Origin of the sequence: Meridianimarinicoccus sp. MJW13 (assembly GCF_014901205.1) — a bacterium.
In the GTDB taxonomy this organism is placed as follows: Bacteria; Pseudomonadota; Alphaproteobacteria; order Rhodobacterales; family Rhodobacteraceae; genus Meridianimarinicoccus.
The window spans coordinates 36825-58981 of record NZ_JACNMU010000003.1 but is presented as its reverse complement, the minus strand read 5'-3'; the positions used below and the strand labels follow the sequence as shown (position 1 = coordinate 58981).

Genomic DNA, 22157 nt, shown 5'->3' with positions numbered 1-22157 from the left:
TCATGTCTCCTTGTACGAGTTACTTGTTCACTACCGAGCCGTCGTCCTTGAACGGAACGACGAGTGTCGGAATGTCGGACCGGCGCAGCACAGAAATTGCCACCGTGCCGAGGAAGGTGTGGGTGAAGCTGTGATCGCGTGCGCCCAGAACGATCAGATCGCAGTTCAGTTCGTGCGCACGGCGCAGGATCTGCCGGGCGGGCTGGCCCTCGACGATCTCGATCGAGGTCACCTGGTCGCGGATCTTCGCATCCTCTCCGGTCAGGGCGCCCCAGAAGCGTGCCTGACGTTCGGCCAGAACTTCATGGATCATCTCGCCACGACGCTCGGTCGCCTTCTTGCGCATGTCGTCGTTCAGGATGAACATCTCGATTGCCACCCGTGCGTCGTCCGACAGCGGTTCGCTGACGTGCAGGACGTGGATTTCAGCGCCGGTGGCCTGCGCCAGGCTGGCCGCGTGGCGCAGCGCATAGGTGGAGCTTTGCGACAGGTCGGTTGCAAACAGGATGTTCGTGATCATCGGTTTCATCGGTAGATCCTTTCCCTAAGGTCAGTAGCCAAACAGGCGCGGCAGCCAGAGAGACAACTCCGGGAAGAACGCGATGATGAAGATTGCGATGGTGTTCACCGCCGCGAAGGGCAGGGCCCGGAGTGAGATGTTCTCGATCGAGATGTTCGAGATGCCCGAGGCAATGAACAGGTTCTCACCCAATGGCGGGGTCTGGAAGCCGATACCCAGGGTACAGATCATCACGACACCGAAGTGGATCGGATCAATCCCCATATTGTAGGCCACCGGCAGCATGACCGGCACCAGGATCAGGATCGCGGCAAGAGTTTCCATGAACATCCCGACAAACAGCAGGAAGAAGATGATGAGTGCCCAGATGACGTAGATGTTGTCGGTCAGGGACAGCATCCCGTCCGCAATGATCGCCGGGATCTGGTTTTCCACCAGCAAGCGGCCGAACACGGTGGCGGTGAACAGGATCAGCAGAACGCGGCCGGACAGCCAGGTGGTTGTCTCCAGGGCGCGGTTCATCGAAGCCATGTCCAGTTCGCGGTAGATGAACTTGCCGACGAACAGCGTGTAGAAGATGGCGACGATGGCGGCTTCGGTGGGGGTGAAGAAGCCCGAGTAGATGCCGCCCAGAATGACAACCGGTGCCATCAGCGACCAGAACCCGCGATAGAGCTCGCACAGGATGTTGCGCGCCGACCAACCCTCGGCCGAGCCGGTGTAGCCATGCTTCTTGCACAGGATCCAGTTCATGGTCAGCAGGCTGCCGGCGATGACAAAGGCCGGGATGAAGCCCGCGATGAAGAGCTTTGAGATGGACACGGTCTGGAAGGTGCCGAATTTCTCGACCGCTTCAGGCGGGGCCATCATGCCAAGCGCAGCGATGCCGAAGATGACCATCGGGATCGACGGAGGAATGACAATGCCCAGGCCACCGGCCGAGGCCGTCACGGCAGAGGCATAGCCCCGGTCATAGCCGCGCTTGATCATCGCCGGGATCATCAGCATGCCCACGGCGGCGGTTGTTGCCGGGCCGGAGCCGGAGATGGCGCCGAAGAACAGGCAGCCCATGACGGTCGCTGCGGAAATACCGCCGGTGAACGGACCTGCAAGGCTTTCCGCGACATTTATGAGCCGTTTGGATATGCCCGCCGCTTCCATGAGCGCTCCGGCCAGGATGAAGGCTGGCAGCGCCATCAGCGGGAAGGACCCGACCGAGGTGAATGCGATCTGAACGAACTTGATCGGGTTTTCACCCAGATACAGAAACGAGAGCAGGGACGAGACACCAAGTGCCACGGTGATCGGCGCGCCCAGGACCAGCAAAAGCAGGAAGCAGCCGAACAGAATTGTTACGATTTCATTTTCCATGGAAATTTCCCTCGAGCCGCTTACGCGTTGTCGTCGGTTTTGAAGTCATCAAGATCGATCTTGTCCGGGTCACGAACGTCGATGCCTTTGACAAGCTTCAGGTAATTCACCTGGATGATACGGATCGTCATCAGAGTGAACGCGAGCGGCAGGACCATGTAAATCCACTTCATCTCGATCCCGAGGGTCTGGGATTTCCAGAACTTGTTCATCTTGTTGAAGACGAAATCATAGGCGAGGTAGACGAAGTAGAGGTTGAAGAAGATCCAGAAGAGATCGGCGAAGCCCTCGATCCACTTGATCCAGCTTCGCGGCAGCATTCCGAACTGGAACGTGACCCGGTTGTGGGCGCTCATCTTGGCGGCATAGCTCGCGCCGAAGAAGACGAACCAGACGAACATGTAGACCGACAATTCCTCGATCCACGAGAACGAGTAGCCGAACATCTCGCGCGAAATGATTTGCGTGAACAGCAGGCACACGAACATCACCAGCAGCGCGCGGCACAGATAACTTTCGAAATTGTTCAGAAATGTCCAGAAACGACTCATTGCAGTATCCCCTCCCAGGTCGGGAAGCGCACCCAGCGTGCGCTTCCCATTGGCTGTGGACTGTCGATTACTCGACGGTTTCGCGGCCAAGCGCGGTCAGCACTGCATTCAGCTTTTCGACACCGCCGATGGAGTCGTAGAACTGCGGCCAGACAGCCGTTGTTGCCAGTTCGATGAACTCGGCTTCGCCGTCCTGCGGGTCGGAGATTTCCATGCCGCGCGACACCAGTTCTGCCTTGATGGTTTCTTCCTGGTCGAGCAGGAACTGGGCAGAGTACTCGGTGGCAGCCTGGCCGGCGGCCAGAACGGCGGCCTGGTCGTCAGCGGACAGACCCTGGAACACCGATTCCGAAACGACCAGCGGTTCGATCGAGAACAGGTAACGCAGGTTGGTGATGTACTTCTGAACTTCGTCGAACTTCATCGCGTACACGGTGATGTAGGGGTTGTCCTGGCCGTCGACGACTTTCTGCTGCAGACCGGTGAAGGTTTCCGACCACGCCATCGGGGTCGGGTTGACGCCCCATGCCTTGTAGGTCGAAATCATGATTTCGTTCGGGGGAACGCGGATCACGAGACCCTGAAGGTCGGCCACCGATTCAACCGGACGGGAAGAGTTGGTCAGAACGCGGAAGCCGGAATAGGCCCAACCGATGATCCGTACACCGGCGTCGCGGATGGTGTTTTCCACCAGCTCTTGGCCGATCGGACCCTGGGTCACGGTGATGGCATCTTCAAGGCTCAGGATCACGTAGGGCAGGGTCAGGGTGCCCACGGTCGGCGAGAACGGGGTGATGTTGTTGATGGCCAGGATCGAGAAGTCCAGCGTTCCGATTGCCAGATCGTTCACAGTTGCCTGCTCGTCGCCCAACTGGCCGTTCAGAAACAGGGATGCGGTGTGATCCGTGTTTTTCTCGAGCTCGGCGATGAACGCCTTGCCCAGGGCTTCCTGCGTGCCACCGGCACCGTCGCCAACGGCGATCTTGAAGTTGTCGGCTTGGGCTGCACCCATGCTGAGAAGAAGGGAAGTCGCGGCTGCTGTCGTGACGGCATTGAACCGTGAAAAGATCGTCATGAGTTCCTCCAAGTGTTGGTTGCGCATCAGCGCTTTGCCTGCGGAAAAATCTTGTTGTTCACCCCAAGCTGAACCGTGATAGCGGAATTTTCCCGCGATCGGTTAGGGCCAGAAATATTATTGACTTAGACCAGATGGTCTCACAGGGTGACGTATGCCCAAACCTCGCATCGCTGCCGACGCGTTTTTTATTGATCGCGACTCAAATCGGTCCTTGCAGGCCCAGATTCGAGAACGCGTTGTTGCGTCAATCCTGTCGTCACAGGCCATGCCCGGCGCTCTGATGCCATCGTCCAGAAAACTGGCCGAGTATCTGGGCGTGGCCCGCATGACCGTGACTTTGGCCTATCAGGAATTGGTCGATCAGGGCTTTCTGGAAACACGCAGCCGGAGTGGATACATCGTCGCCGACACCGGTGCGCTGCCGCGCGTGCAGTCGGAAGGTAGAATAGAAAACATTGAAAACAATGGTATTTGGAGGAACGTCCTCTCAGAACAGCTTGTGAGGCGCCGTCGCATTGTCAAACCGCGAGACTGGAGTCTTCTGCCCTATCCGTTTGTATTCGGAGAGATGGATTCCAGCATCTTCAAGTATACAGCGTGGCGGGAATGTGTGCGTCAGGCCCTGGGAAGACGCGACTTTGACCTGATGGCCCGCAACGATGCCACGGACGATCCGCTGCTGGTCAACTACATCCGAACCCGGATGTTGCCGCGCCGTGGAATAACGGCAAAGCCAAGCGAAATCCTGATCACTGTTGGCGCACAAAACGCGATCTGGCTGGCGATCGAGCTTCTGACCCGCGGCCCCTTGAAGGCGGTTTGCGAGAACCCGGGGTATCCCGACACGTTGCAGGCCCTCAGGTGGTGCGGTGCCGACGTCACAACAGTGGATGTCGATGAGCACGGGCTGCCGCCCGACGGTATTCCCGACGGGACCCAGGCCGTTTTCGTGACCCCCAGCCACCATGCGCCCACCGGGGCCACGATGTCGCGGTCGCGCCGCGCGCATCTTCTTGAACAGGCCCGATCCCGGGATTTCATCGTTGTTGAAGACGACTACGAATTCGAAATGAGCTTCATTGAACCGCCCAGCCCAGCCCTGAAGGCCATCGATCGCGACCAGCGCGTGCTTTATGCGGGCAGTTTTTCCAAGGCGCTGTTTCCAAGCCTCAGGTTGGGATACCTCGTCGGTCCCGAACCGGTGATCGCCGAAGCCCGGGAACTGCGTTCGATGATGCTTCGTCATCCGCCGGGGCACCTGCAACGGACGGCAGCGTACTTCCTGGCCCAGGGCCACTATGATTTGCTGATCCGCGACATGAGAAGAGAGTTTTCCAAGCGCCGTGAAGCGGTTGTCCATGCGATTGCCAAGACGCAGCTTGAAATCGCCGGGGCCGCGCGTTTCGGGGGAACAAGTCTTTGGCTTAAAACCCCGGATGGCATGGATACCGAAGACATTGCGAAAGAGCTCATCCGCGACGGCGTTGTCATCGAACCCGGCGCGCCGTTCTTCAGTGGGAATGACCAGCCAACAGAGTACTTCAGGCTCGGCTACTCTTCGATACCGCTCGACAGGATCCCCGAGGGCATTCGGCTGATATCCGAGAAAGCCAGGGTTGCCGAAGGGCCGTGATTTCAGGTGGTTCCGATGGCGTAAACATGCCGGATGGCCAAGTAATAAATGGGGTGTCGCAGCCTCAGGCTGGAAAGCAGATGTCCGGTCCAGCCACCGCGTTCCGGGTCTGGCCCTGCCGGCCATGTGGCGCATCCATCTACGGCGTCACCAGGCCCTTTGGACAAACCAGCTGGTATCGGCCTATTTTTCTTCGGACCAGCCCGCGGCACGCAACTGGGTCAGAACCTGCGCTGCATGTTCCGGATACTGATAGAACCGCTTCACAGCGCGTTCGGGCCGGAAGTCAGGCCAGCTTGCCCCCAGTTCTTCCAACAGGGCCATGGCGGCGCTGGTGTTGCCAAGCGCCTGATTGGCTGCGGCCTTGTACATCAGGGTCAGTTCACTGACCGGGCCGCCCTGTTGGATCGCGGTGTTGATGGATGCGATGGCGGTTTCGTGGTTTCCAAGGTGGAAGTTCGCGACCGCGTAAATGTTCAGATGGGCAGGGTGGCGCCCCTTGTTGTTCCTTGGGCGGCTGGGGTCGGAGGCCTCGGCGGACTCCGCGAAATTTCCGGTCATTCCCAGGATGACCCCGTGAAAATCCAGTGTCTTGCCATCTTCGCCATTCAGCGAGGCCGCAAGCCGGCTCAGATCGACAGCGCGGGGATAATCGCCCTTTACAAAGGCAACCCAGGCCGCGGCCGACTGGGACCAGCCGTTGCGCGGGTTCAGGTCGATGGCCGTGTCGGCCAGTGACTCGGCCTCGGTCAACAACGCGTCGCGCATCTCTGCGTCGGGGGCGAGCAGGGCAAGCGTTCCAAGGCTGTGCGCGGCCCCGGCATAGCCTTCCGAGGACGTCGGGTCGATCTGCATGGCATCGCGATACATGGCCGTGGCAAGCTTCTGATGGGTGACATCCGCGATCGGGAACAGCAGCCCGCTGGCCTGTTCGGCCAGGTTTGCCGCCTGAAGCGCCGCCGTGGACTTCTGCGCAAAGGCGGTGCGTTCCAACTGGTTGCGGGCCGCGTGATCCTTTGGCCCGACCACGGGCGGCGCGGTCTGCCCCCGCAAAACAAGCGTCGCGGCCAGAACCACCAAAGCCAGTGCCAGGACGGCAACGACCAGCCGGGGCAGATCGCCAAGCGGTCGATGCGCCGCAACCGGGGCCACGGGATTGGAAGCGGGATCCTGCGCCACCGGTTCGACAGACTGGAAGCGCGGTGCATAGCCTCCGCTGTCGATGTAGACCCGTGTGGGATCCCCGGCACCTTCGTCTTCGTAGTATTCGGACAGCCTGCGCCGCAACCGGCCCGCATCGACCCGCACGATGCTGTCGCTGCCGTCGTCCGGTGCCCGTCCATAGACATCCTGGGCAATGGTCTTGCCGGCAATGAGATGGGCCCGACCCGCAAGGCTCTCTTCGGTCACATAGCTCAGGAACGCCCGCAACCGATCGGCATTGGCAAATGCCGAACTGGCCAGAACGCGATCGAGTTCCATCCGGATGGCACGCTCGGGCAGCGCACTGGCCGCGGCCCGGTTCTTTCTGCTGTCGGCCATGAAACTGGAAAGCCTTTGGAATGAGTGCGTTACGAGATGTTAAACCGCCGGTTTAATCCCGGTTATACGGTATAATCCTTGTTCCGGAAATCAAGGATGCCACAACCTGCCACGATGAGCGTGGAAAGAGAACCGGACAATCCCGCGGCACCCACCGCAGAACAGTTCTTCCCGGAATGGCGGGAGGACATCCGGCGTCTGCGCGCAAACCGTCCGATCTTCGATGAGATATGTCGCGACCTTGAACTGGTGGCAGGGATGCTTCGGGACAAGGACCCCGATGACCCAGCGGCGACCGAGTGTCTTGAAGGTCTGAAAGACGAAATCCGTCGCGCCCTGATGCGCGACCCCGGTGGTGCATGAAGACGTCAGAACAATGGCACCGCTGACTTCAACAGGAGAGAAATGATGACAACGGATAGAAGAAAGCCGAGTGGCGGCACGTTCGCTGCGGCAGCCATGATGGCGGGCGGGCTGTTGTCGGCCCCCGCGTGGGCGCAAAGCTCGCAAGGAGCCGGCGAGATCATCCATGATGCCGAGTTCTACGTTCTGCACGCGCAGAATGGCGAGCGTTGGGTCACCGAGGATGCCGACATTCAGGCCAAGCTTGCCGAACTGGAAGAAAAATTCGGCACCCCGCCCAACCTGATCCACATCATGTGGGATGACACGGCGTACGGCGATCTGGGCATCCCGGCCATCCAGGCCGTGCGTGGGCTTGAGACGCCCAACATCAATGCGCTGGCCGAAGACGGCATGATGTTCACGCGCATGTACACCGAGGTTGGCTGTACGCCAAGCCGCGCCGCGGCTGTCACCGGGCGCTTGGCGGTTCGCAGCGGCATGTACAATATCGGCATGCTGCAGGAGAGCCACGGGCTGGCCGACGAAGAGGTCACCATGGCCGAGGTCCTGTCCGAGGCCGGGTACGCGACCGCCTTCTATGGCAAGTGGCACCTTGGCGATATCGAACAAAGCTATCCACATAACCAGGGTTTCGACGAGGCGCTGTTCACCGGCTACAATCAGATCCTGTCGCTGAACTCGCGCGAGGCCGAGCAGGGCAACGCGTCCATCGGCCTGTTCGAGGACATGCTGATCGAAGACATCTACAAGCTTGACGACACATTCATCACCAAGGATTGGGTGATGGTCGCCGAAGGCACCAAGGGCGGCGAAACCCTGCAATGGCGCGACAACAGCTATGAGAGCTACGAGATGATCGATGCCGAGGGCATGGATCGGATGTTTGCCTTCATGGAGCGCAACGTCGAAGCAGGTCAGCCTTTCTATGTCGCCAACTGGCCGATGATGGCCAGCTTCCTGCCGACGCGCCCGAAATGCACACGCGCCCGCGCGCTGCTGCAAAACGGGCTGCAATGCACCGTTGATCCGATGATCGCCGAGATCCGCGCCAAGCTTGAAGACCTGGGCATCGCGGAAAACACGCTGATCGTCGCCATGGCCGACAATGGACCGATGTCGCACAACCCACCTCCGGGCACCGGATTTGCTGAAACCATCTTTCGCGGTGGCAAGGGTGATTTCCTTGAAGGCGGCGTGCGGGTTCCGGCCTTTGCCGTCTGGCCGGGCATGATCGAGGCCGGCTCTCTGCCCGGCGACATGATCCACATCACCGACATCTTCACCACCTTTGCCAGTGTGGCGGGCGCGCTCGACAATGTGCCCATGGATCGGGTGATCGACGGGCTGGACCAGACCGCGCTGCTGCTGAATGGCGACAGTCACGGGCGGCGGGATTATACCTTCACCTATGCGGGCCCGCAGCTGGGTGCGATCGTGAAGGGCGACTACAAGCGCCACTTCATATCGCCCGACCCGGTCGGTGACGCCAGCGGCATTCCGGCAGCGTTCTACTTCCTGCCGTCCGACCCGCGCGAGGTGCAGCCCATGCTGACCAACCTGATCCACCTGAAGCGTCCGTTCAACCGGATGCGTCTGCGCCACGATCTGTGGAAGCAGCGTTACCCCGACCGTCCCGAGGTGCACGGCATCCCGTGGACCGGGATCGCGAATGCATCCGAGGCGCTGACCCAGGAACAGAACCCGCAACTGGTTCTGAAGGATCTGCCGTTCGATCCGTTGGAATACATCGAGCATCTGGATCAGTTGCCGTTTGACCCGGCGATGGATCCGAACATCGGCGAGTAAACCGCGCAGATCCCGGCCTCTGTGATTGGGGGCCGGGGTTCATTGTGGTCCGGCCCGGGCAGCCGCCCTCAAGGCCGGACCGCTTTTCCTTGGAGATGCCCCAAATGCCGTTCCCAACGTCCGCACGCCTTGTCTGCACCCTAGGCTTTCTGTCCTGCATTGCCACCGGCGTTCATGCCCAGTCCGAGGAAGAACTTGCCAAGCAACTGGCCAATCCGATTGCCTCGCTGGTCTCGGTTCCGGTCGAGGGGATCTATGACCAGGGTCTCGGGGCGGACGGCAAGGGCTCGCAAACCGCCCTTGTGGTCAAGCCTGTCATTCCGTTCAGCATCTCTGAAAACTGGAACGTCATTTCACGAACGATCATCCCGTTCGTCTGGCAAAGCGACATCACGCCCGGACCGTCCCGTGATGGCCTTGCAGATGTGGTGCAGAGCTTCTTCTTTTCGCCCAAGCAGCCCACGGCTGGCGGCCTGACCTGGGGCGTCGGACCGGTCTTCCAGATCCCCTTCGATGTGGTCGCGACCGCAGACAACCGCCCAGGCCGCAACGAATGGGGCGCCGGCCTGACGGGTGTGGCCCTGAAGCAATCCGGGCCGTGGACCTATGGCATTCTGGCCAATCATATCTGGAACGTCGACGCGTCGGACCCCACGCAGAGCGACACCTTTCTTCAGCCCTTCGTGAGCTACACCACGCAGGATGCCTGGACCTTCGCGCTGAACACGGAAAGCACCTATGACTGGGTCAACGCGCAGTGGACCACGCCGGTCAATCTCAAGACCAGCAAACTGGTGTCCTTCGGCCGTCAGCGGGTCAGCCTGTCCGCCACGGCGCGTCATTGGGCCATTTCGCCGACAGGCGGGCCAGAGGGGTGGGGCGTGACGCTTGGGGCGACATTCCTGTTTCCAAAGTAGGGCGCCTGCGCACGGCTTGGGTTGAACGAAGACACCGGTTTTCCGGTCTCGCCGGGAAGCCGCCGATTTGCGGTGATTGGCAGGCAACCGCCTGGCCCAACGCGCATGGATTTCAACAAAGAGCGCCGCACATTGCGAGCAGGCCTGACCCGACTCCCGATCCCGGACATATCCCGCGCTCGGGGGGCAAGGAGTTTTCCTTGTCCATGATGCCCCACAACGACAACGGCGTTTTCATTCCTGTAAACTAGAGAGTCCCAATGGCTGGGCTCTCAGGAGGAAAAAATGCAAACTGCCAAGCGAATGACGGCTTTGATCGTGGCTTTTCTGGTGACGGGGGCCGCGGTCGCTCAGGAACATGACGAAAGCTATCATGCCGATTTCATCTTCGGTGCGCCGCTTCAGCCGACCGAAGCCTGGATCATCACTCGGGGTGGTCGGCTTTACGACAATTGGTACGTCACGCAGGGGCTGGACGAACCCGACAGCACTCATCCCGATTGGCCGGCGTCCAACAGTCGTACGGGCGCGACCACCTGGCGCTGCAAATCGTGCCACGGGTGGGACTATCGCGGTGCAGACGGCAAATACAAAAGCGGTTCCTACCAGACCGGCATCATCGGTGTCTTTGGCTATTCCGGTGACGCATCTGCCCTGGAAGCGGTCTTGCGGGACCACGGCTATACCGAGGACATGATCCCATCCGCGCAGTCCGCCTATATCGCAACTTTTCTTGCCAGGGGTTTGGACGACATGAACGCGGTCATCGATCTGGAAAGCGGGGAAGTGTCGGGTGACACGGCGCATGGCGCAGCCATTTTCCAGACGCAATGCGCGGCCTGCCATGGCTTCGACGGACGTGCGCTGAACTGGGGCGATAGCGACGACCCCGGTTATATCGGCACCGAGGCCAACGCGAACCCGTGGGAGGTCCTGCACAAGATCCGTAACGGTCATCCGGGTGTCGAAATGATCTCGTTGGGGGCGTTCGACTTGCAGCACGCGGTCGATGTTCTGGCCTACACCCGGACCTTGCCGGTGAAATAGACCGCATCTGGCGATAGCTTTACGGGGGCATCGGTTGGGGGTGTTCCTGCCGTCGCTGCCCGCATCGAAGCCAGAGGGTTGGATTGTGACGGGCGGTTGTCATCAACCGCCCGAACGGCACAGTTCCTTGGACACGGACCGCGCCAGAGCGGGGCGTCTGCATTGGCTAGCAGGACTCGCGTTCAATCATTTCAAATCCCAGGTCCGTCACCGGCTGGACCAGATCGTTGTTGTCCAGCCGGGCCAGCAATTGCTCGGCGGCGCGGTTGCCAAGGGCATCGCGGTCGACCCGCACCGTTGTGAGCGCGGGATGCACATCGGCCGCGTAGTCCTGATCTCCGAACCCGATCACGGCAATGTCGTCGGGAATGCGGATCCCGCGGACCTGCGCTTCGACAAGGATTCCGTGGGCAAGCAGGTCGGAACTGCAGAAGATGACTCCGCGCGCAAACCCCTGTGCATCCAGCAAGTGCCGAAGGGCCTTGCGGCCTTCGCCAATGCGCGCGGCACCATCTATATCGGCACGGGCCACGCGCTGACCGCCAAGCGCCTCGAACTGGGTGGCAAAGGCCGACCTGCGCCGGTGGGCGCGTTCGTCGGCGGCGGTCACGGTGGCGGCCTGCGTGTATCCCTTCTTGCGGGCGAATTCGGCAACGGCGCGGCCCGCATCCGTATGGCTGAACCCGACGCACAGATCGATGGGAGAGCTGGTCAGATCCCAGACCTCGACCACCGGGATGCCGGCCCCCAGAAGCAGGCGCCGGGCCTGCGCGCTGTGATGTATCCCCGTCAGCAGCATGCCATCTGGCCGCCGTGACAGATGTGCGGCGACAAGGGCCTCTTCCTCGGCCGGTGCGAACCCGGTTTCCGACAGCAGGATCTGGTAGCCGGCCCCGCGCATGTGTTCGCTGAAGCTGCGCACGAAGGTTGAATAGACCACATTGGTAATCGACGGGATCAGCGCGGTGACAAGACGGGACTTGTTGGACGCCAGTGCGCCGGCGATGGCGTTGGGCACGAAGCCCGTGACCTCGATCGCCTCGCGAATGCGGCGCAGGGTGTCGGGCGAAACCTTCGACGGATCCGACAGGGCGCGGGACACGGTGACCTGGCTGACCCCGGCCATGCGCCCGACCGCGGCCATGGTGACGCGCTTGTTGGCGTTGCGTGTGTCCCGATCCTGTCCCATGCGCGCAATATTCCGTCCTTTCTGCGTCAGGGCAACGGGGTCAGCCCGTTGCCGCGATCTTCGCCTGACGCCGTGACAGATAGATCGACGCGGTCAGCGATCCGATGATCAGCACCCACAGAAGCATCGCGATCCAGCTTTTGGTGAAGAAGATCGACAGGGTGCCGAAGCTTTCAAGGCTCTTGACGAAATAGATCTCGGCCGACGGACCAAGGATGAAGCCGATGATGAAGGGTGCGATTTCCAGCCTCAGCTTGACCGCGAGCCACCCGAAGAGCCCGAAGATGAGCAGGGTCCAGACATCGAACATGATGCCATAGTTGATCGTATAGGCGCCGATGACGCACATCATCAGGATGATCGGAAACAGCACGTGTTTTGGAATGGTCACCACCAGTGCGAAATAGCGGATCGCGAAATACATCATGGCGAACATGGCGATATTGGCGACCAGCATCGCGAAGATCATTGCGTTCCAGGTGTCGGGGTTGTTGCCGATGAACAGCGGGCCGACCTGAATGCCCTGCAGCGTGAAGGCTCCGATCAGCAGGGCCGTGGTGCTGTCGCCCGGAATGCCCAGCGACAGAAGCGGTACCAGCGCCCCGCCGGTCAGCCCGTTGTTGCCGGATTCCGACGCCATCAGGCCCGTGGGCTCTCCCTTGCCGAAGTTCGCGGATTTCTTCGAGAAGGTCTTGGCCTGCGAATAGGCCAGGATCGAGGCCGCCGAACCGCCCACGCCGGGCAGGATGCCCACGAAGGTGCCGATGCCAGAGGAGCGCAACAGGTTGACCGTCTGTCCCTTGAAGACCGAGAACGAGAAGGACGAGCCCTTGCCGATCTTCACGTCCCCGCGGCTTTGTCCCTTGGGCACGCCCAGTTCCGCCTGATCCAGGATCGCGGCCAGCCCGAAGACGCCGATCAGCACCGGCAGCAGGGAAAACCCGCTGTCCAGCCAGTACTCCGTGCCCGGTGGCACCAGCCGAAGCTTGCCGTTGCCGCCGTCGGAAATGTCATAGACGCCGATCAGCGAGATGAAGATGCCCAGAAACCCCGAGAAGATGCCCATCAGCAGATCGGTCGACAGCGCCGCCATGACGGTCAGCGCAAAGAGGATGATCAGGAACTTTTCGACGTAGGAAAACTCGATGGCGAATTCCGCAAGCGAGGGGGCGGCCAGGTACAGCGCCAGCAGGCTGACGATGCCGCCAACGAAAGAGGCGCAGATGCCGATGCGCAGGGCCTTCTCGCCCTCGCCCTTCTGCGCCATCGGGTAGCCGTCGAAGGTTGTGGTGATGGAGGAGGGGGTGCCGGGAATGCCCAGCAGGATCGCCGGTACCAGCCCGCCCGAGATGCCGCCAACATAAAGACCCAGCAGCAGCGCCAATCCATTCTCCAACCCCAGCGAATAGGTCAACGGAAGGCACACGGCGACGGCCATGGTGGCCGTCATGCCGGGGATCGCTCCGAAGATGATGCCGACGAAGGTGCCGCCAACAACAAGGAACAGAAACAGCGGCGAAATGATCGAAAGGAATTCCATGGCGCGGGCCTCAGGGTAGGGTGAGGAAAAAGATCTCGGTGAACAGCCACCAGACGAAAGACGGGCCGATCACGGCGATCACCAGCATGACCAGCACCTGCCGCAAGGGGCGCTCATGCATGAACAACAGTCCCGTCGCCAGCACATAGGGGATCGAGCAGATCAGAAACCCAAGCCCCGTGTTCGGCCAGAAGTTGCCCACCGGCACCATGAGCGAGAAGTAGAGCACGGTCAGCACGAGCGTTCCGAAGAACCGCAACTTGTCCATGTCCGCAAACGTCTGGCGCCAATTGGGCCCCGAGGCCGCGATCCGGTCGCGCCGGGTGATCAGGATGGCAATGCCAAGAAGCGCCAGAATGCTGCCGATCAGGATCGGAAAGACCAGATGCGAGCGTTCAAAGTCGATGGTGACCTGACCCAGGTTGCCCATGCATGCCTCCCTTCAAGGAACCAGAACGGCCCGGGCACAGGGTGCGCCCGGGCCGGATGTGTGGGATCAGGAACCGCCGGAGATTTGTTCGATGACCTTGGCGTAGGTCTCCCGCTTGTCCGTCAGGTGCTGACGTGCTTCATCCGCAGGCAGGAAGTTGGGGATGAAGAACGATGCCTTCTGACGATCCTGGATCGCGCCCTTGTCGTAGATGGCAGTCAGCGCGGCATCGACCTGATCGATGATCGCCGGATCCATGTCCTTGTTGTACAGGAAGAAGAATTCCTTATCGAAGGTGAAATCCTGCGTGCCGTCCAGTGTCACGCTGGTCGCGGGCGAGGCGTATTGCAGCATCTGGTCACGGGTGGTGTTGCCCATGCCGGCGGCGGGGGCCTGCTCAAGGGTCGCCGGGCGCGCGGTGATCCAGACAAAGCGCATGCACTTCTGGTCATCGGCAGGCAGTTGGGTGAACTGCTCGTTGGCCTGGATCGAGCCGTTGATGACATCGGCCAGATCATCCCACATCGCCTGGTTCTTGTCGGATTGCGATCCGGTGTTGACGGCCACGATGTTTTCCTCGGATCCCGGTGCGCGCACCGAAGCGGCGTTCTTCATGGCCGAGAAGCCGATTTCAGACACGCCGCCGGGCTGGATGGCCACGCGCACGCGGTCGCCATTGGCGGCGGCGGTCAGGATGTCGTCCATCGACTGATAGGGGCTGTCGCAGCCCACCAGATAGGCGTTGCCCGGGTTGATCGCGACGGTCTGGCCCACGGTGTAGCCTTCGAACGGGTCGGCATAGCCGGTCACCCCGTAGAGGTTCCCCAGATAGGACTGGTCGTGAAAGATCATCAGCGTGTTGCCGCGGCTGTCCCGACCCAGTGCCTTGAAAGCCTCGGTGGCGCCGACCGCGTCAACCTTGATGTTGATGCCAAGCTGTTCGGCCAGGGCTTCGGCCACGATGGCCGAGTTCTGGTAGGTGTCGCCGCCCGTCGAGGTGGAGCCGATCACGAGGCGCACGTTGCGGGGCAGTTCCTGCGCGGCCGAGGCCACCGGCTGGATGAGGAGCGCCGCGCTGCTGGCGGCTGCAAGAAGGGTTCTGCGGGTCAGTTTCATGAGGTCCTCCCGTTTGGCCGCACGCGGCCACTGGATTACAATCTGTTGCGCCTCCTCCAGCGCAAAGCGCGACTCGCAGTTGCGATGAAAGCGCATACATGGCCTTAGATCATCGCCAGCGCTGCGTTGTCAAGCTGCACGGCGCGCACCTTCTGGCCATTGCGGGTGAAGCGGTCTGCGTTGACATCAATTTATGTAAGCGCATACAAAAGGGGAATATCCTCGGGAGAGACACATGACGGATTCGCGGAAGAAGACGCCAGAGACCCTGCGCAGCGCGCGCTGGTTCGGGCCCGACGACCTGCGCAGCTTCGGACACAGATCGCGGATGATGCAGCTCGGCTATGCGGAAGAAGAGTTTCGCGGCAAGCCGATCATCGGCATCCTGAACACCTGGTCGGAAATCAACTCGTGCCACGGCCATTTCCCCGAGCGTGCCAGGGAAGTGAAACGCGGCGTCCTTCAGGCGGGCGGTTTCCCGATCGAGATGCCGGTCCTGTCGGTGGACGAGCAGTTCACCAAGCCGACCTCGATGCTGTATCGCAACATGCTGGCGATGGAGACCGAAGAGGTCATCCGCTCGCATCCCTTCGACGCGGTGGTTCTGATGGGTGGCTGCGACAAGACCACGCCCGCGCTGATCATGGGCGCGCTGTCGGCCGGGGTTCCCTTCCTCTTTCTGCCCGCCGGCCCGATGCTGCGCGGCAATTACGCGGGCAAGATCCTTGGTTCTGGCTCGGATGCCTGGAAATACTGGGACGAACGCCGGGCCGGCAACATCTCGGACGAGGAATGGCGCGGCGTGCAGGGCGGCATCGCGCGCTCTCACGGTGTGTGCATGACCATGGGTACGGCCTCGACCATGACCGCCATCGCGGATTCGCTGGGCCTGACAATGGCCGGGGCCTCGTCCATTCCTGCCGTCGATGCCAACCACAGCCGCATGGCATCAAGCTGCGGCCGCCGGATCGTTGACATGGTGTGGGAGGATATGACCCCCGACCAGATCGTGACACCGGCCGCGGTGCGCAACGCCGCCATCGTGGCCATGGCCACGGGCTGTTCGACAAACGCCGTCGTGCATCTGGTTGCCATGGCACGGCGGGCCGGGGTTGATCTGACGCTGGATGAACTGGATGCGCTGGGGCGCGAGACCCCGTTGCTGGCCAATATTCGGCCGTCGGGCAAGGACTACCTGATGGAGGATTTCTTCTATGCGGGGGGTCTTCTGGCGATGATGAAGCAGATCGGCGACCGGCTGGACACCACCTGCATGACCGTCAACGGCAAGACCGTGGGCGAGAACATCGCCACCGCCCAGGTCTACAACGACGACGTGATCCGCCCGCTGTCGAACCCGGTCTACCACGAAGGCTCTCTGGCGGTGCTGCGCGGCAATCTCTGCCCGGATGGGGCGGTCATCAAGCCCGCGGCCTGTGATCCGAAATACCATGTGCATGAAGGCCCGGCACTGGTCTTCGACAGCTATCCCGAAATGAAACAGGCGGTGGATGACGAGGATCTCGATATCACCCCCGACACGGTGATGGTGTTGCGCAATGCCGGACCGCAGGGCGGGCCGGGTTTTCCCGAATGGGGCATGCTTCCCATTCCCAAGGCGCTGATCAAGCAGGGCCATCGCGACATGCTGCGGATTTCGGATGCCCGGATGTCGGGCACCTCCTATGGCGCCTGCGTGCTGCATGTGGCCCCCGAAAGCTTCGTGGGCGGGCCGCTTGCCTTGCTCAGGACCGGCGATACGGTGCGGCTGGACCTGCCGAACCGGTCGCTGGACATGCTGGTGCCCGAGGCCGAGCTTGAGGCCCGCCGCAACGCCTGGACCCCACCAGAGCCGCGCTTTCAGCGGGGCTGGGGCTGGATGTTCACCAAGCACGTGGGGCAGGCCGATACGGGCTGCGATTTCGACTACCTGCAACGCCAACACGGCCCCGCCGCCGGTGAACCGGATATCTTCTGATGACCCATGATCTCGACACAGCGCTTGCCGGCATCTCCGGCATTCTGGTCACGCCCTATGATGCCGAGGGGGAGATCGCGCCTGGGAAACTGGTGCCGATCCTTGACCGCGCCTTGACGGCGGGCGTGCACATGCCCGTGGTGAACGGCAATACCGGCGAGTTCTACGCCCTGACCACCGATGAAGCCTGCACCATGGTGCAGGAGGTTTCGGCCATGGTTGCAGGCCGTGCGCCGGTGCTGGCCGGGGTCGGGCGCGGCATCCGTGATGCCTGCCGTCTTGCCGAAGCCTCTGCCGCCGCCGGGGCCAGCGCGTTGATGATCCATCAGCCGCCCGATCCCTTCGTCAGCCCGCGCGGCACCGTCGACTATGTCAGGGCAGTCTCGAAAGCCTCGGGCGGTCTGCCGATCATGCTGTACCTGCGCAACGATGCCATCGGCACCGATGGCATCAAGGCGCTGTGCGATATCGACGGGGTCAAGGGCGTGAAATGGGCGACGCCCAACCCGTTGAAGCTGGCCGCTGCCATCGCCGCCTGTGATCCCGGCATCACCTGGGTCGGCGGGCTGGCTGAGGTCTGGGCGCCGCCGCTTTATGCCGTCGGCGCGCGCGGGTTCACCAGCGGGTTGATCAACGTCTGGCCGGAACGCTCGGTCGCGATCCATGCGGCATTGGCCACGGGCGACTATCCGCAGGCCAACCGCCTGATCGAAGACATGCGTGCGTTCGAGGATATCCGGGCCGAGGAGTTGAACGGCACCAATGTGACCGGGGTCAAGGCGGCGCTGCTGGCCCAGGGCCTCGACTGCGGCCCGACCCGCCCGCCATCGGCCTGGCCCCTGACCCCGGCGCAACAAGGCAAGCTTGATACGTTCATGGCGGCAAACGGGCTGGTTTGACGGAACAGGGACGGCCGATGTTCCATATCGGTGTGAAACCACACAGAATCTGGCAGGGTGGCTGGCATCCCTTGGGCAACGGCACCGGAGAAAATCATGAACCTAACCGAACGCACGGAAATCACCCGCCAGATCGCGGTCGAAGCCGGGCAATTGGCCCGGGACTACTTCCGGCAGATCGACACCCTGAAGATCGAGAAGAAAGGCCACCAGGATTTCGTGAGCGCGGCCGACCGCGAGGTCGAGGTTCTGGTGCGTCGCCGTCTGGCCGAGCATTTTCCCGAGGACGCCATCGTGGGCGAGGAACATGCGCCGACCGAAGGGTCCTCGGGCTTCACCTGGGTGATCGATCCCATCGACGGCACCACGAATTTCGTCAACGCCATTCCAGCCTGGGTGGTGGTGATCGCCGGGGTCGAGAACGGCCAGACCTGTATTGGGGTCATCCACGATCCCTGTCACGACGAAACATTCGTGGCCGTGCGCGGCGAGGGCGCGCGTTTGAACGGGCATCCGATCTCGGTTCCGCGCGACCTGACCCTGCGCGACGGCAGCGTTGCTGTCGGCCATTCCAACCGCATCGCTTCAGAGGCAACAGCCCGGCTTGTGGCCGCGATCCTGAATGCCGGGGGCCTGTTCCACCGCAATGCCTCGGGGGCGCTGTCGCTGGCCTATGTCGCCGCCGGTCGGTTGCTGGGATATTCCGAAGCGCATATGAACGCCTGGGACTGTCTTGCCGGTCAATTGCTGGTCGCCGAAGCTGGCGGCAAGGTCGAGGCTCAGGACGCCGACCAGATGATTGCAAATGGCGGGCGCGTCATTGTCGGTGCACCGCGCGTGTTCGACGACCTTGTGCGCCTGTACGAAGCCGCGTTGGTGCCTAGCCCTTCGGAATAAGGACCGGCCCGGTGGGCTGGAAGCTCACCTTGACGTCCGATCCGACCTCAAGCGGGGCATCGACGTTTTCCTGTACCGCGAACATTGTGCCGAAGCTGGCTTCAAGGGTGTACTCCATGCGGATGCCCACATAGGTCGACTTGATGATCCGGGCGTCAAAGCCTTCGTCCCGACCAATCACCAGGCGCGACGGCCGCACCGCAAGGGTCGCTGGACCGACGGGCATCCCGCGCGAGGGCAGGGAGAACCGGTAGCCATCCACCGCGATCTCGGCGCGCTCTCCGTGAAGGGCGGTGATCTCGCACGGCAGCAGGTTCGCCTCGCCGATGAAATCCGCAACGAAGCTGTCGACCGGCGCGTCGTACAACTGGCGCGGTGTGCCGATCTGCGCGATGGAGGCGTTGCGCATCACCACGATCTCGTCGGACACCGCCAGCGCCTCTTCCTGATCATGGGTGACATAGACAACGGTCAGACCCAGATCCTGCTGGATCGCGCGGATGTCCTCGCGCACCTGGCGACGCAGCTTGGCATCGAGGTTCGACAGCGGCTCGTCGAACAGCAGGACCTGCGGTTCCAGAACCAGCGCGCGGGCCACGGCCACCCGCTGTTGCTGACCGCCCGACAACTCGCTGGGCAGCCGGTCGTCGAACCCCTTCAGGCCGACCAGGTCCAGCCCGGCCAGCGCCCGTTGCCGGGTTTCGGCCTTGGCAAAGCCGGAAAAGGTCAGTCCGTAGGAGACGTTCTCAAGCACCGTCATATGCGGGAACAAGGCATAGGACTGGAACACCATCGAGACATCGCGATCCGTCGCGGGCAGTTTCGTCACGTCCTTGTCGCCGATCAGGATCTGGCCCGAGGTGGCCATTTCAAGCCCCGCGATCATCCGCAGGGTGGTGGTCTTGCCACAGCCCGACGGGCCGAGCAGGGTCACCAGTTTGCCCGCCTCGACCTCTAAATCGATGTTGTCGACCGCCACCACGTCGCGCCCGAAGACCTTCGAGACCCCGACGAAGGAGACCGGCGCCGCCTTGCTGCGGATCAACGTCTCTACCATGGTCTAACTCCCCGAGGTGAACTGGGTGCGCCGCCCGATCTGCGTGCGACCGACCAGCAGTTGCAGCAGGCCGATGGCGGCCAACATCACGAAAATCAGCGTTGTCGAATAGGCAATCGCAAGCCCGTAGTCGTTGTTTTCGACCCGCCCGATGATATAGCTCGTCGCCATGTCGTATTCCGCCGAGACCAGGAAAATAACGGCCGAGATCGCGGTCATGGCCCGCACGAAGCTGTAGACCAGCGCCGCCAGAATGGCAGGCTTGAGCAGCGGCAGGATCACCCGTCGGAAGGTCTGCCAACTGTTGGCCCCCAGCGTCAGCGAAGATTCATCCAGCGACTTGTCGAGCTGGGACATCGACGCGATGCCGGCGCGCACGCCCACGGGCATGTTGCGGAAGATGAAACTGACCACGAGGATGATCCCGGTGCCTGTGATCTCGATCGGCGGCACGTTGAACGCCAGGATATAGCTGACGCCGATGACCGTGCCGGGGATTGCGAAGCTCAACATGGTGCCGAATTCGAAGGCGTTCTTGCCCGCGAAGGTCTGGCGGGTCAGAAGGTAGGCGGTCACCAGCCCGACGATGGCGGTCAGTGGTGCGGCAGCGGCGGCAATATAGATCGTGGTCCAGAAACTGTCCCAGGCAGAGCCGATCCAGCGGATGCCGCCTTCTTCCAGCCGGACCGCGAAGGCGGTCACATAGTGCTTGAACGTCAGTGTGTCATTCACGCCCCAAAGCTCCACCAGACTGCCGTAGAAGATCATCACGTAGATCACCACGGTGAACCCGCCCCAAAGGGCCGCAATGCTCAGCACCGGGATCGACAGCCGTTTTGGCATCAACGGATGCACCCCGGCGTCGCCCTTGCCAGTGACGGTAGTGTAGGACTTCTTCCCAAGCCAGGCCCGCTGTGCATAAAAGGCCGACAAGGTGAAGGCCAGCAGCACCATGGCCAGGACCGCCGCGCGACCCTGGTCGTATTGCGCGCCGACGATGGCAAAGAAGATCTCGGTCGACAGCACGTTGAAATTGCCGCCCAGCACCAGCGGATTTCCGAAATCCGCCATGCTTTCGATGAACCCCAGAAGGAAGGCATTGGCCAACCCCGGCCGCATCAGCGGCAGCGATACGGTCACGAACACCTGCCACTTGTTCGCCCGCAGGGTCTGGGCGGCTTCCTCCATCGACGGCGAGACGCCTTCGACCACGCCGATCAGCACCAGGAAGGCTATTGGCGTGAAGGCCAGCACCTGCGCGATCAGAACGCCGGGCAGGCCATACAGCCAACGGCTTGGCTGGATGCCGAAGACATCGGCCACGAACACGGTGACCGATCCCGACAGCCCGAACAACAGGATCAGCGCCAGACCGATGACGAAGGGCGGGGTGATGATCGGCAGCACCGTCAACGCCCGCAACGCGCGCTTGTAGCGGAACCCCGAACGGGTCACCACCAGCGCAAAGACCAGCCCCAGCGCCGTCGTGATCACGCCGACCAGGATCGCAAGGATCAGTGAATTCCACGCCACACCGCAGCGCGCGCCCTGGAAACAGCCAAGCCCCCACAGACGGTTGCTGAAGAATTTCGACGCAAAGACAGCCATCGAATAGCTGCCCTCTTCGGTCACGAAGGCGGCCAGCAGCATCTTGGCGATGGGGAAGAAGACAAAGGTGGCGACCACCACGATCACGCCGCCGATGGCGCTGACCACGAAGACATCGCCGTTGATCGCGCCGCGCGCCGCAATGCCCTGGGTGAGCAGGAACAGAAAGGCCGAAGCCACCAGCAATGCGCCGTAGCCCATGCCGTATTGCCGGTCATCGAAGTCGCCAAACAGCGCCGTCAGCCAGTCGAAGGTAAACCCGCGAATGCCGATGCCGAACCCTTGCGCCACCAGATAGGAAAATCCCACGGCGCCGGACAGCATCAGCACGGTGGCATAGGCCGGTTCCGATTTGCGCAGCCGCAGGACCGCAAGCGGGGCAAGCAGGGGCAGGGCCAGCGGGGCCAGCCAGAGCTTCTCGCCCTGCGCCAGAAGGAACGCCGCCGGCGCGAAATCCTCGTCCAGCGGGTAGCCTTCCAGCAGCCAGGAAAACCCGAAGAATCCGTCTTCGACCCCGTACCAGGGCAGAAGGCAAAATCCCACCCAGCCTGCCAGGACCCAGAAGGTCAGGACAGGATGGGTGGTCTTGGTAGAAGCGGCGTCTCGCACCGG

General features: G+C 61.9%; 19 protein-coding genes. 8 read left to right on the top strand and 11 right to left on the bottom strand.

The window, feature by feature from the left end; all coding sequences use genetic code 11:
* Window positions 1–19: 19 nt before the first annotated feature.
* The 4 genes from H8B03_RS05920 to H8B03_RS05905 form a co-directional block, all read right to left on the bottom strand.
* The gene (locus H8B03_RS05920; RefSeq protein ID WP_193140825.1) at window positions 20–529 is read right to left on the bottom strand and encodes a universal stress protein; all 510 of its coding nucleotides are present in this window, start codon (window positions 527–529) and stop codon (window positions 20–22) included.
* Between the two features lie 21 nt (window positions 530–550).
* Window positions 551–1891, bottom strand: a complete 1341-nt coding sequence (locus H8B03_RS05915) for a TRAP transporter large permease (protein ID WP_193140824.1) — start codon at window positions 1889–1891, stop codon at window positions 551–553.
* A gap of 20 nt (window positions 1892–1911) precedes the next feature.
* The gene (locus H8B03_RS05910) at window positions 1912–2442 is read right to left on the bottom strand and encodes a TRAP transporter small permease (protein ID WP_193140823.1); all 531 of its coding nucleotides are present in this window, start codon (window positions 2440–2442) and stop codon (window positions 1912–1914) included.
* A gap of 67 nt (window positions 2443–2509) precedes the next feature.
* On the bottom strand, window positions 2510–3517 hold the full coding sequence (locus H8B03_RS05905; protein WP_193140822.1) for a TRAP transporter substrate-binding protein: 1008 nt from the start codon (window positions 3515–3517) through the stop codon (window positions 2510–2512).
* A gap of 154 nt (window positions 3518–3671) precedes the next feature.
* On the opposite strand from H8B03_RS05905, the gene H8B03_RS05900 reads away from it, so the two are divergent.
* Window positions 3672–5153, top strand: coding sequence for a PLP-dependent aminotransferase family protein (locus tag H8B03_RS05900; RefSeq protein WP_193140821.1), 1482 nt, complete (start codon window positions 3672–3674; stop codon window positions 5151–5153).
* Between the two features lie 183 nt (window positions 5154–5336).
* Here the strand turns inward: H8B03_RS05900 and H8B03_RS05895 are convergent, their stop codons facing one another.
* The gene (locus tag H8B03_RS05895; RefSeq protein WP_193140820.1) at window positions 5337–6695 is read right to left on the bottom strand and encodes a tetratricopeptide repeat protein; all 1359 of its coding nucleotides are present in this window, start codon (window positions 6693–6695) and stop codon (window positions 5337–5339) included.
* 96 nt (window positions 6696–6791) lie between these two features.
* On the opposite strand from H8B03_RS05895, the gene H8B03_RS05890 reads away from it, so the two are divergent.
* From H8B03_RS05890 to H8B03_RS05875, 4 genes are all read left to right on the top strand, one after another.
* Window positions 6792–7058 (top strand): hypothetical protein, encoded by a 267-nt coding sequence (locus H8B03_RS05890; RefSeq protein WP_193140819.1) that lies wholly within the window; start codon window positions 6792–6794, stop codon window positions 7056–7058.
* A 45-nt stretch (window positions 7059–7103) separates the two neighbouring features.
* Window positions 7104–8867: a sulfatase-like hydrolase/transferase gene (locus H8B03_RS05885; RefSeq protein WP_193140818.1), complete on the top strand. Its 1764-nt coding sequence runs from the start codon at window positions 7104–7106 to the stop codon at window positions 8865–8867.
* A gap of 104 nt (window positions 8868–8971) precedes the next feature.
* Window positions 8972–9784 carry a transporter gene (locus H8B03_RS05880; RefSeq protein ID WP_193140817.1) on the top strand — a complete coding sequence of 271 codons (813 nt, stop codon included), beginning with the start codon at window positions 8972–8974 and terminating at the stop codon, window positions 9782–9784.
* Between the two features lie 285 nt (window positions 9785–10069).
* Complete coding sequence (locus tag H8B03_RS05875) at window positions 10070–10831, top strand: cytochrome c (protein WP_193140816.1); 762 nt, start codon at window positions 10070–10072, stop codon at window positions 10829–10831.
* Between the two features lie 166 nt (window positions 10832–10997).
* Here H8B03_RS05875 and H8B03_RS05870 read toward each other — a convergent pair whose 3' ends face one another.
* The 4 genes from H8B03_RS05870 to H8B03_RS05855 all read right to left on the bottom strand — a co-directional run bounded on the left by H8B03_RS05870 (window position 10998) and on the right by H8B03_RS05855 (window position 15106).
* Entirely contained in the window at window positions 10998–12020 is a 1023-nt protein-coding gene (locus tag H8B03_RS05870; protein WP_226925739.1) for a LacI family DNA-binding transcriptional regulator, read from the bottom strand.
* Between the two features lie 40 nt (window positions 12021–12060).
* Entirely contained in the window at window positions 12061–13560 is a 1500-nt protein-coding gene (locus H8B03_RS05865) for a tripartite tricarboxylate transporter permease (protein ID WP_193140815.1), read from the bottom strand.
* 10 nt (window positions 13561–13570) lie between these two features.
* Complete coding sequence (locus tag H8B03_RS05860) at window positions 13571–13990, bottom strand: tripartite tricarboxylate transporter TctB family protein (RefSeq protein WP_193140814.1); 420 nt, start codon at window positions 13988–13990, stop codon at window positions 13571–13573.
* Between the two features lie 66 nt (window positions 13991–14056).
* Window positions 14057–15106, bottom strand: a complete 1050-nt coding sequence (locus tag H8B03_RS05855) for an ABC transporter substrate-binding protein (RefSeq protein WP_193140813.1) — start codon at window positions 15104–15106, stop codon at window positions 14057–14059.
* Between the two features lie 235 nt (window positions 15107–15341).
* Between H8B03_RS05855 and araD the strand changes: the two genes are divergently transcribed.
* The 3 genes from araD to H8B03_RS05840 all read left to right on the top strand — a co-directional run bounded on the left by araD (window position 15342) and on the right by H8B03_RS05840 (window position 18880).
* A complete protein-coding gene (gene araD / locus H8B03_RS05850) occupies window positions 15342–17084 on the top strand; it encodes an L-arabinonate dehydratase (protein WP_193140812.1) in 1743 nt (580 codons plus the stop codon).
* The gene (locus tag H8B03_RS05845; protein WP_193140811.1) at window positions 17084–17983 is read left to right on the top strand and encodes a dihydrodipicolinate synthase family protein; all 900 of its coding nucleotides are present in this window, start codon (window positions 17084–17086) and stop codon (window positions 17981–17983) included. Before araD ends, H8B03_RS05845 begins: the two co-directional genes overlap by 1 nt.
* 96 nt (window positions 17984–18079) lie before the next feature.
* A complete protein-coding gene (locus tag H8B03_RS05840; RefSeq protein WP_193140810.1) occupies window positions 18080–18880 on the top strand; it encodes an inositol monophosphatase family protein in 801 nt (266 codons plus the stop codon).
* On the opposite strand, the gene H8B03_RS05835 is transcribed toward H8B03_RS05840, so the two are convergent.
* Both H8B03_RS05835 and H8B03_RS05830 read right to left on the bottom strand, forming a co-directional pair.
* Window positions 18864–19937 carry an ABC transporter ATP-binding protein gene (locus H8B03_RS05835; RefSeq protein ID WP_193140809.1) on the bottom strand — a complete coding sequence of 358 codons (1074 nt, stop codon included), beginning with the start codon at window positions 19935–19937 and terminating at the stop codon, window positions 18864–18866. The genes H8B03_RS05840 and H8B03_RS05835 overlap by 17 nt on opposite strands.
* A 3-nt stretch (window positions 19938–19940) precedes the next feature.
* Complete coding sequence (locus H8B03_RS05830; RefSeq protein WP_193140808.1) at window positions 19941–22154, bottom strand: iron ABC transporter permease; 2214 nt, start codon at window positions 22152–22154, stop codon at window positions 19941–19943.
* Window positions 22155–22157 lie beyond the last annotated feature (3 nt).

What these genes read in the sequence shown, in the direction of transcription:
- H8B03_RS05920 (WP_193140825.1), bottom strand. Translation starts at nt 529, where the DNA reads ATGAAACCGATGATCACGAACATCCTGTTTGCAACCGACCTGTCGCAA.
- H8B03_RS05915 (WP_193140824.1), bottom strand. Translation starts at nt 1,891, where the DNA reads ATGGAAAATGAAATCGTAACAATTCTGTTCGGCTGCTTCCTGCTTTTG.
- H8B03_RS05910 (WP_193140823.1), bottom strand. Translation starts at nt 2,442, where the DNA reads ATGAGTCGTTTCTGGACATTTCTGAACAATTTCGAAAGTTATCTGTGC.
- H8B03_RS05905 (WP_193140822.1), bottom strand. Translation starts at nt 3,517, where the DNA reads ATGACGATCTTTTCACGGTTCAATGCCGTCACGACAGCAGCCGCGACT.
- H8B03_RS05900 (WP_193140821.1), top strand. Translation starts at nt 3,672, where the DNA reads ATGCCCAAACCTCGCATCGCTGCCGACGCGTTTTTTATTGATCGCGAC.
- H8B03_RS05895 (WP_193140820.1), bottom strand. Translation starts at nt 6,695, where the DNA reads ATGGCCGACAGCAGAAAGAACCGGGCCGCGGCCAGTGCGCTGCCCGAG.
- H8B03_RS05890 (WP_193140819.1), top strand. Translation starts at nt 6,792, where the DNA reads ATGCCACAACCTGCCACGATGAGCGTGGAAAGAGAACCGGACAATCCC.
- H8B03_RS05885 (WP_193140818.1), top strand. Translation starts at nt 7,104, where the DNA reads ATGACAACGGATAGAAGAAAGCCGAGTGGCGGCACGTTCGCTGCGGCA.
- H8B03_RS05880 (WP_193140817.1), top strand. Translation starts at nt 8,972, where the DNA reads ATGCCGTTCCCAACGTCCGCACGCCTTGTCTGCACCCTAGGCTTTCTG.
- H8B03_RS05875 (WP_193140816.1), top strand. Translation starts at nt 10,070, where the DNA reads ATGCAAACTGCCAAGCGAATGACGGCTTTGATCGTGGCTTTTCTGGTG.
- H8B03_RS05870 (WP_226925739.1), bottom strand. Translation starts at nt 12,020, where the DNA reads ATGGGACAGGATCGGGACACACGCAACGCCAACAAGCGCGTCACCATG.
- H8B03_RS05865 (WP_193140815.1), bottom strand. Translation starts at nt 13,560, where the DNA reads ATGGAATTCCTTTCGATCATTTCGCCGCTGTTTCTGTTCCTTGTTGTT.
- H8B03_RS05860 (WP_193140814.1), bottom strand. Translation starts at nt 13,990, where the DNA reads ATGGGCAACCTGGGTCAGGTCACCATCGACTTTGAACGCTCGCATCTG.
- H8B03_RS05855 (WP_193140813.1), bottom strand. Translation starts at nt 15,106, where the DNA reads ATGAAACTGACCCGCAGAACCCTTCTTGCAGCCGCCAGCAGCGCGGCG.
- araD (WP_193140812.1), top strand. Translation starts at nt 15,342, where the DNA reads ATGACGGATTCGCGGAAGAAGACGCCAGAGACCCTGCGCAGCGCGCGC.
- H8B03_RS05845 (WP_193140811.1), top strand. Translation starts at nt 17,084, where the DNA reads ATGACCCATGATCTCGACACAGCGCTTGCCGGCATCTCCGGCATTCTG.
- H8B03_RS05840 (WP_193140810.1), top strand. Translation starts at nt 18,080, where the DNA reads ATGAACCTAACCGAACGCACGGAAATCACCCGCCAGATCGCGGTCGAA.
- H8B03_RS05835 (WP_193140809.1), bottom strand. Translation starts at nt 19,937, where the DNA reads ATGGTAGAGACGTTGATCCGCAGCAAGGCGGCGCCGGTCTCCTTCGTC.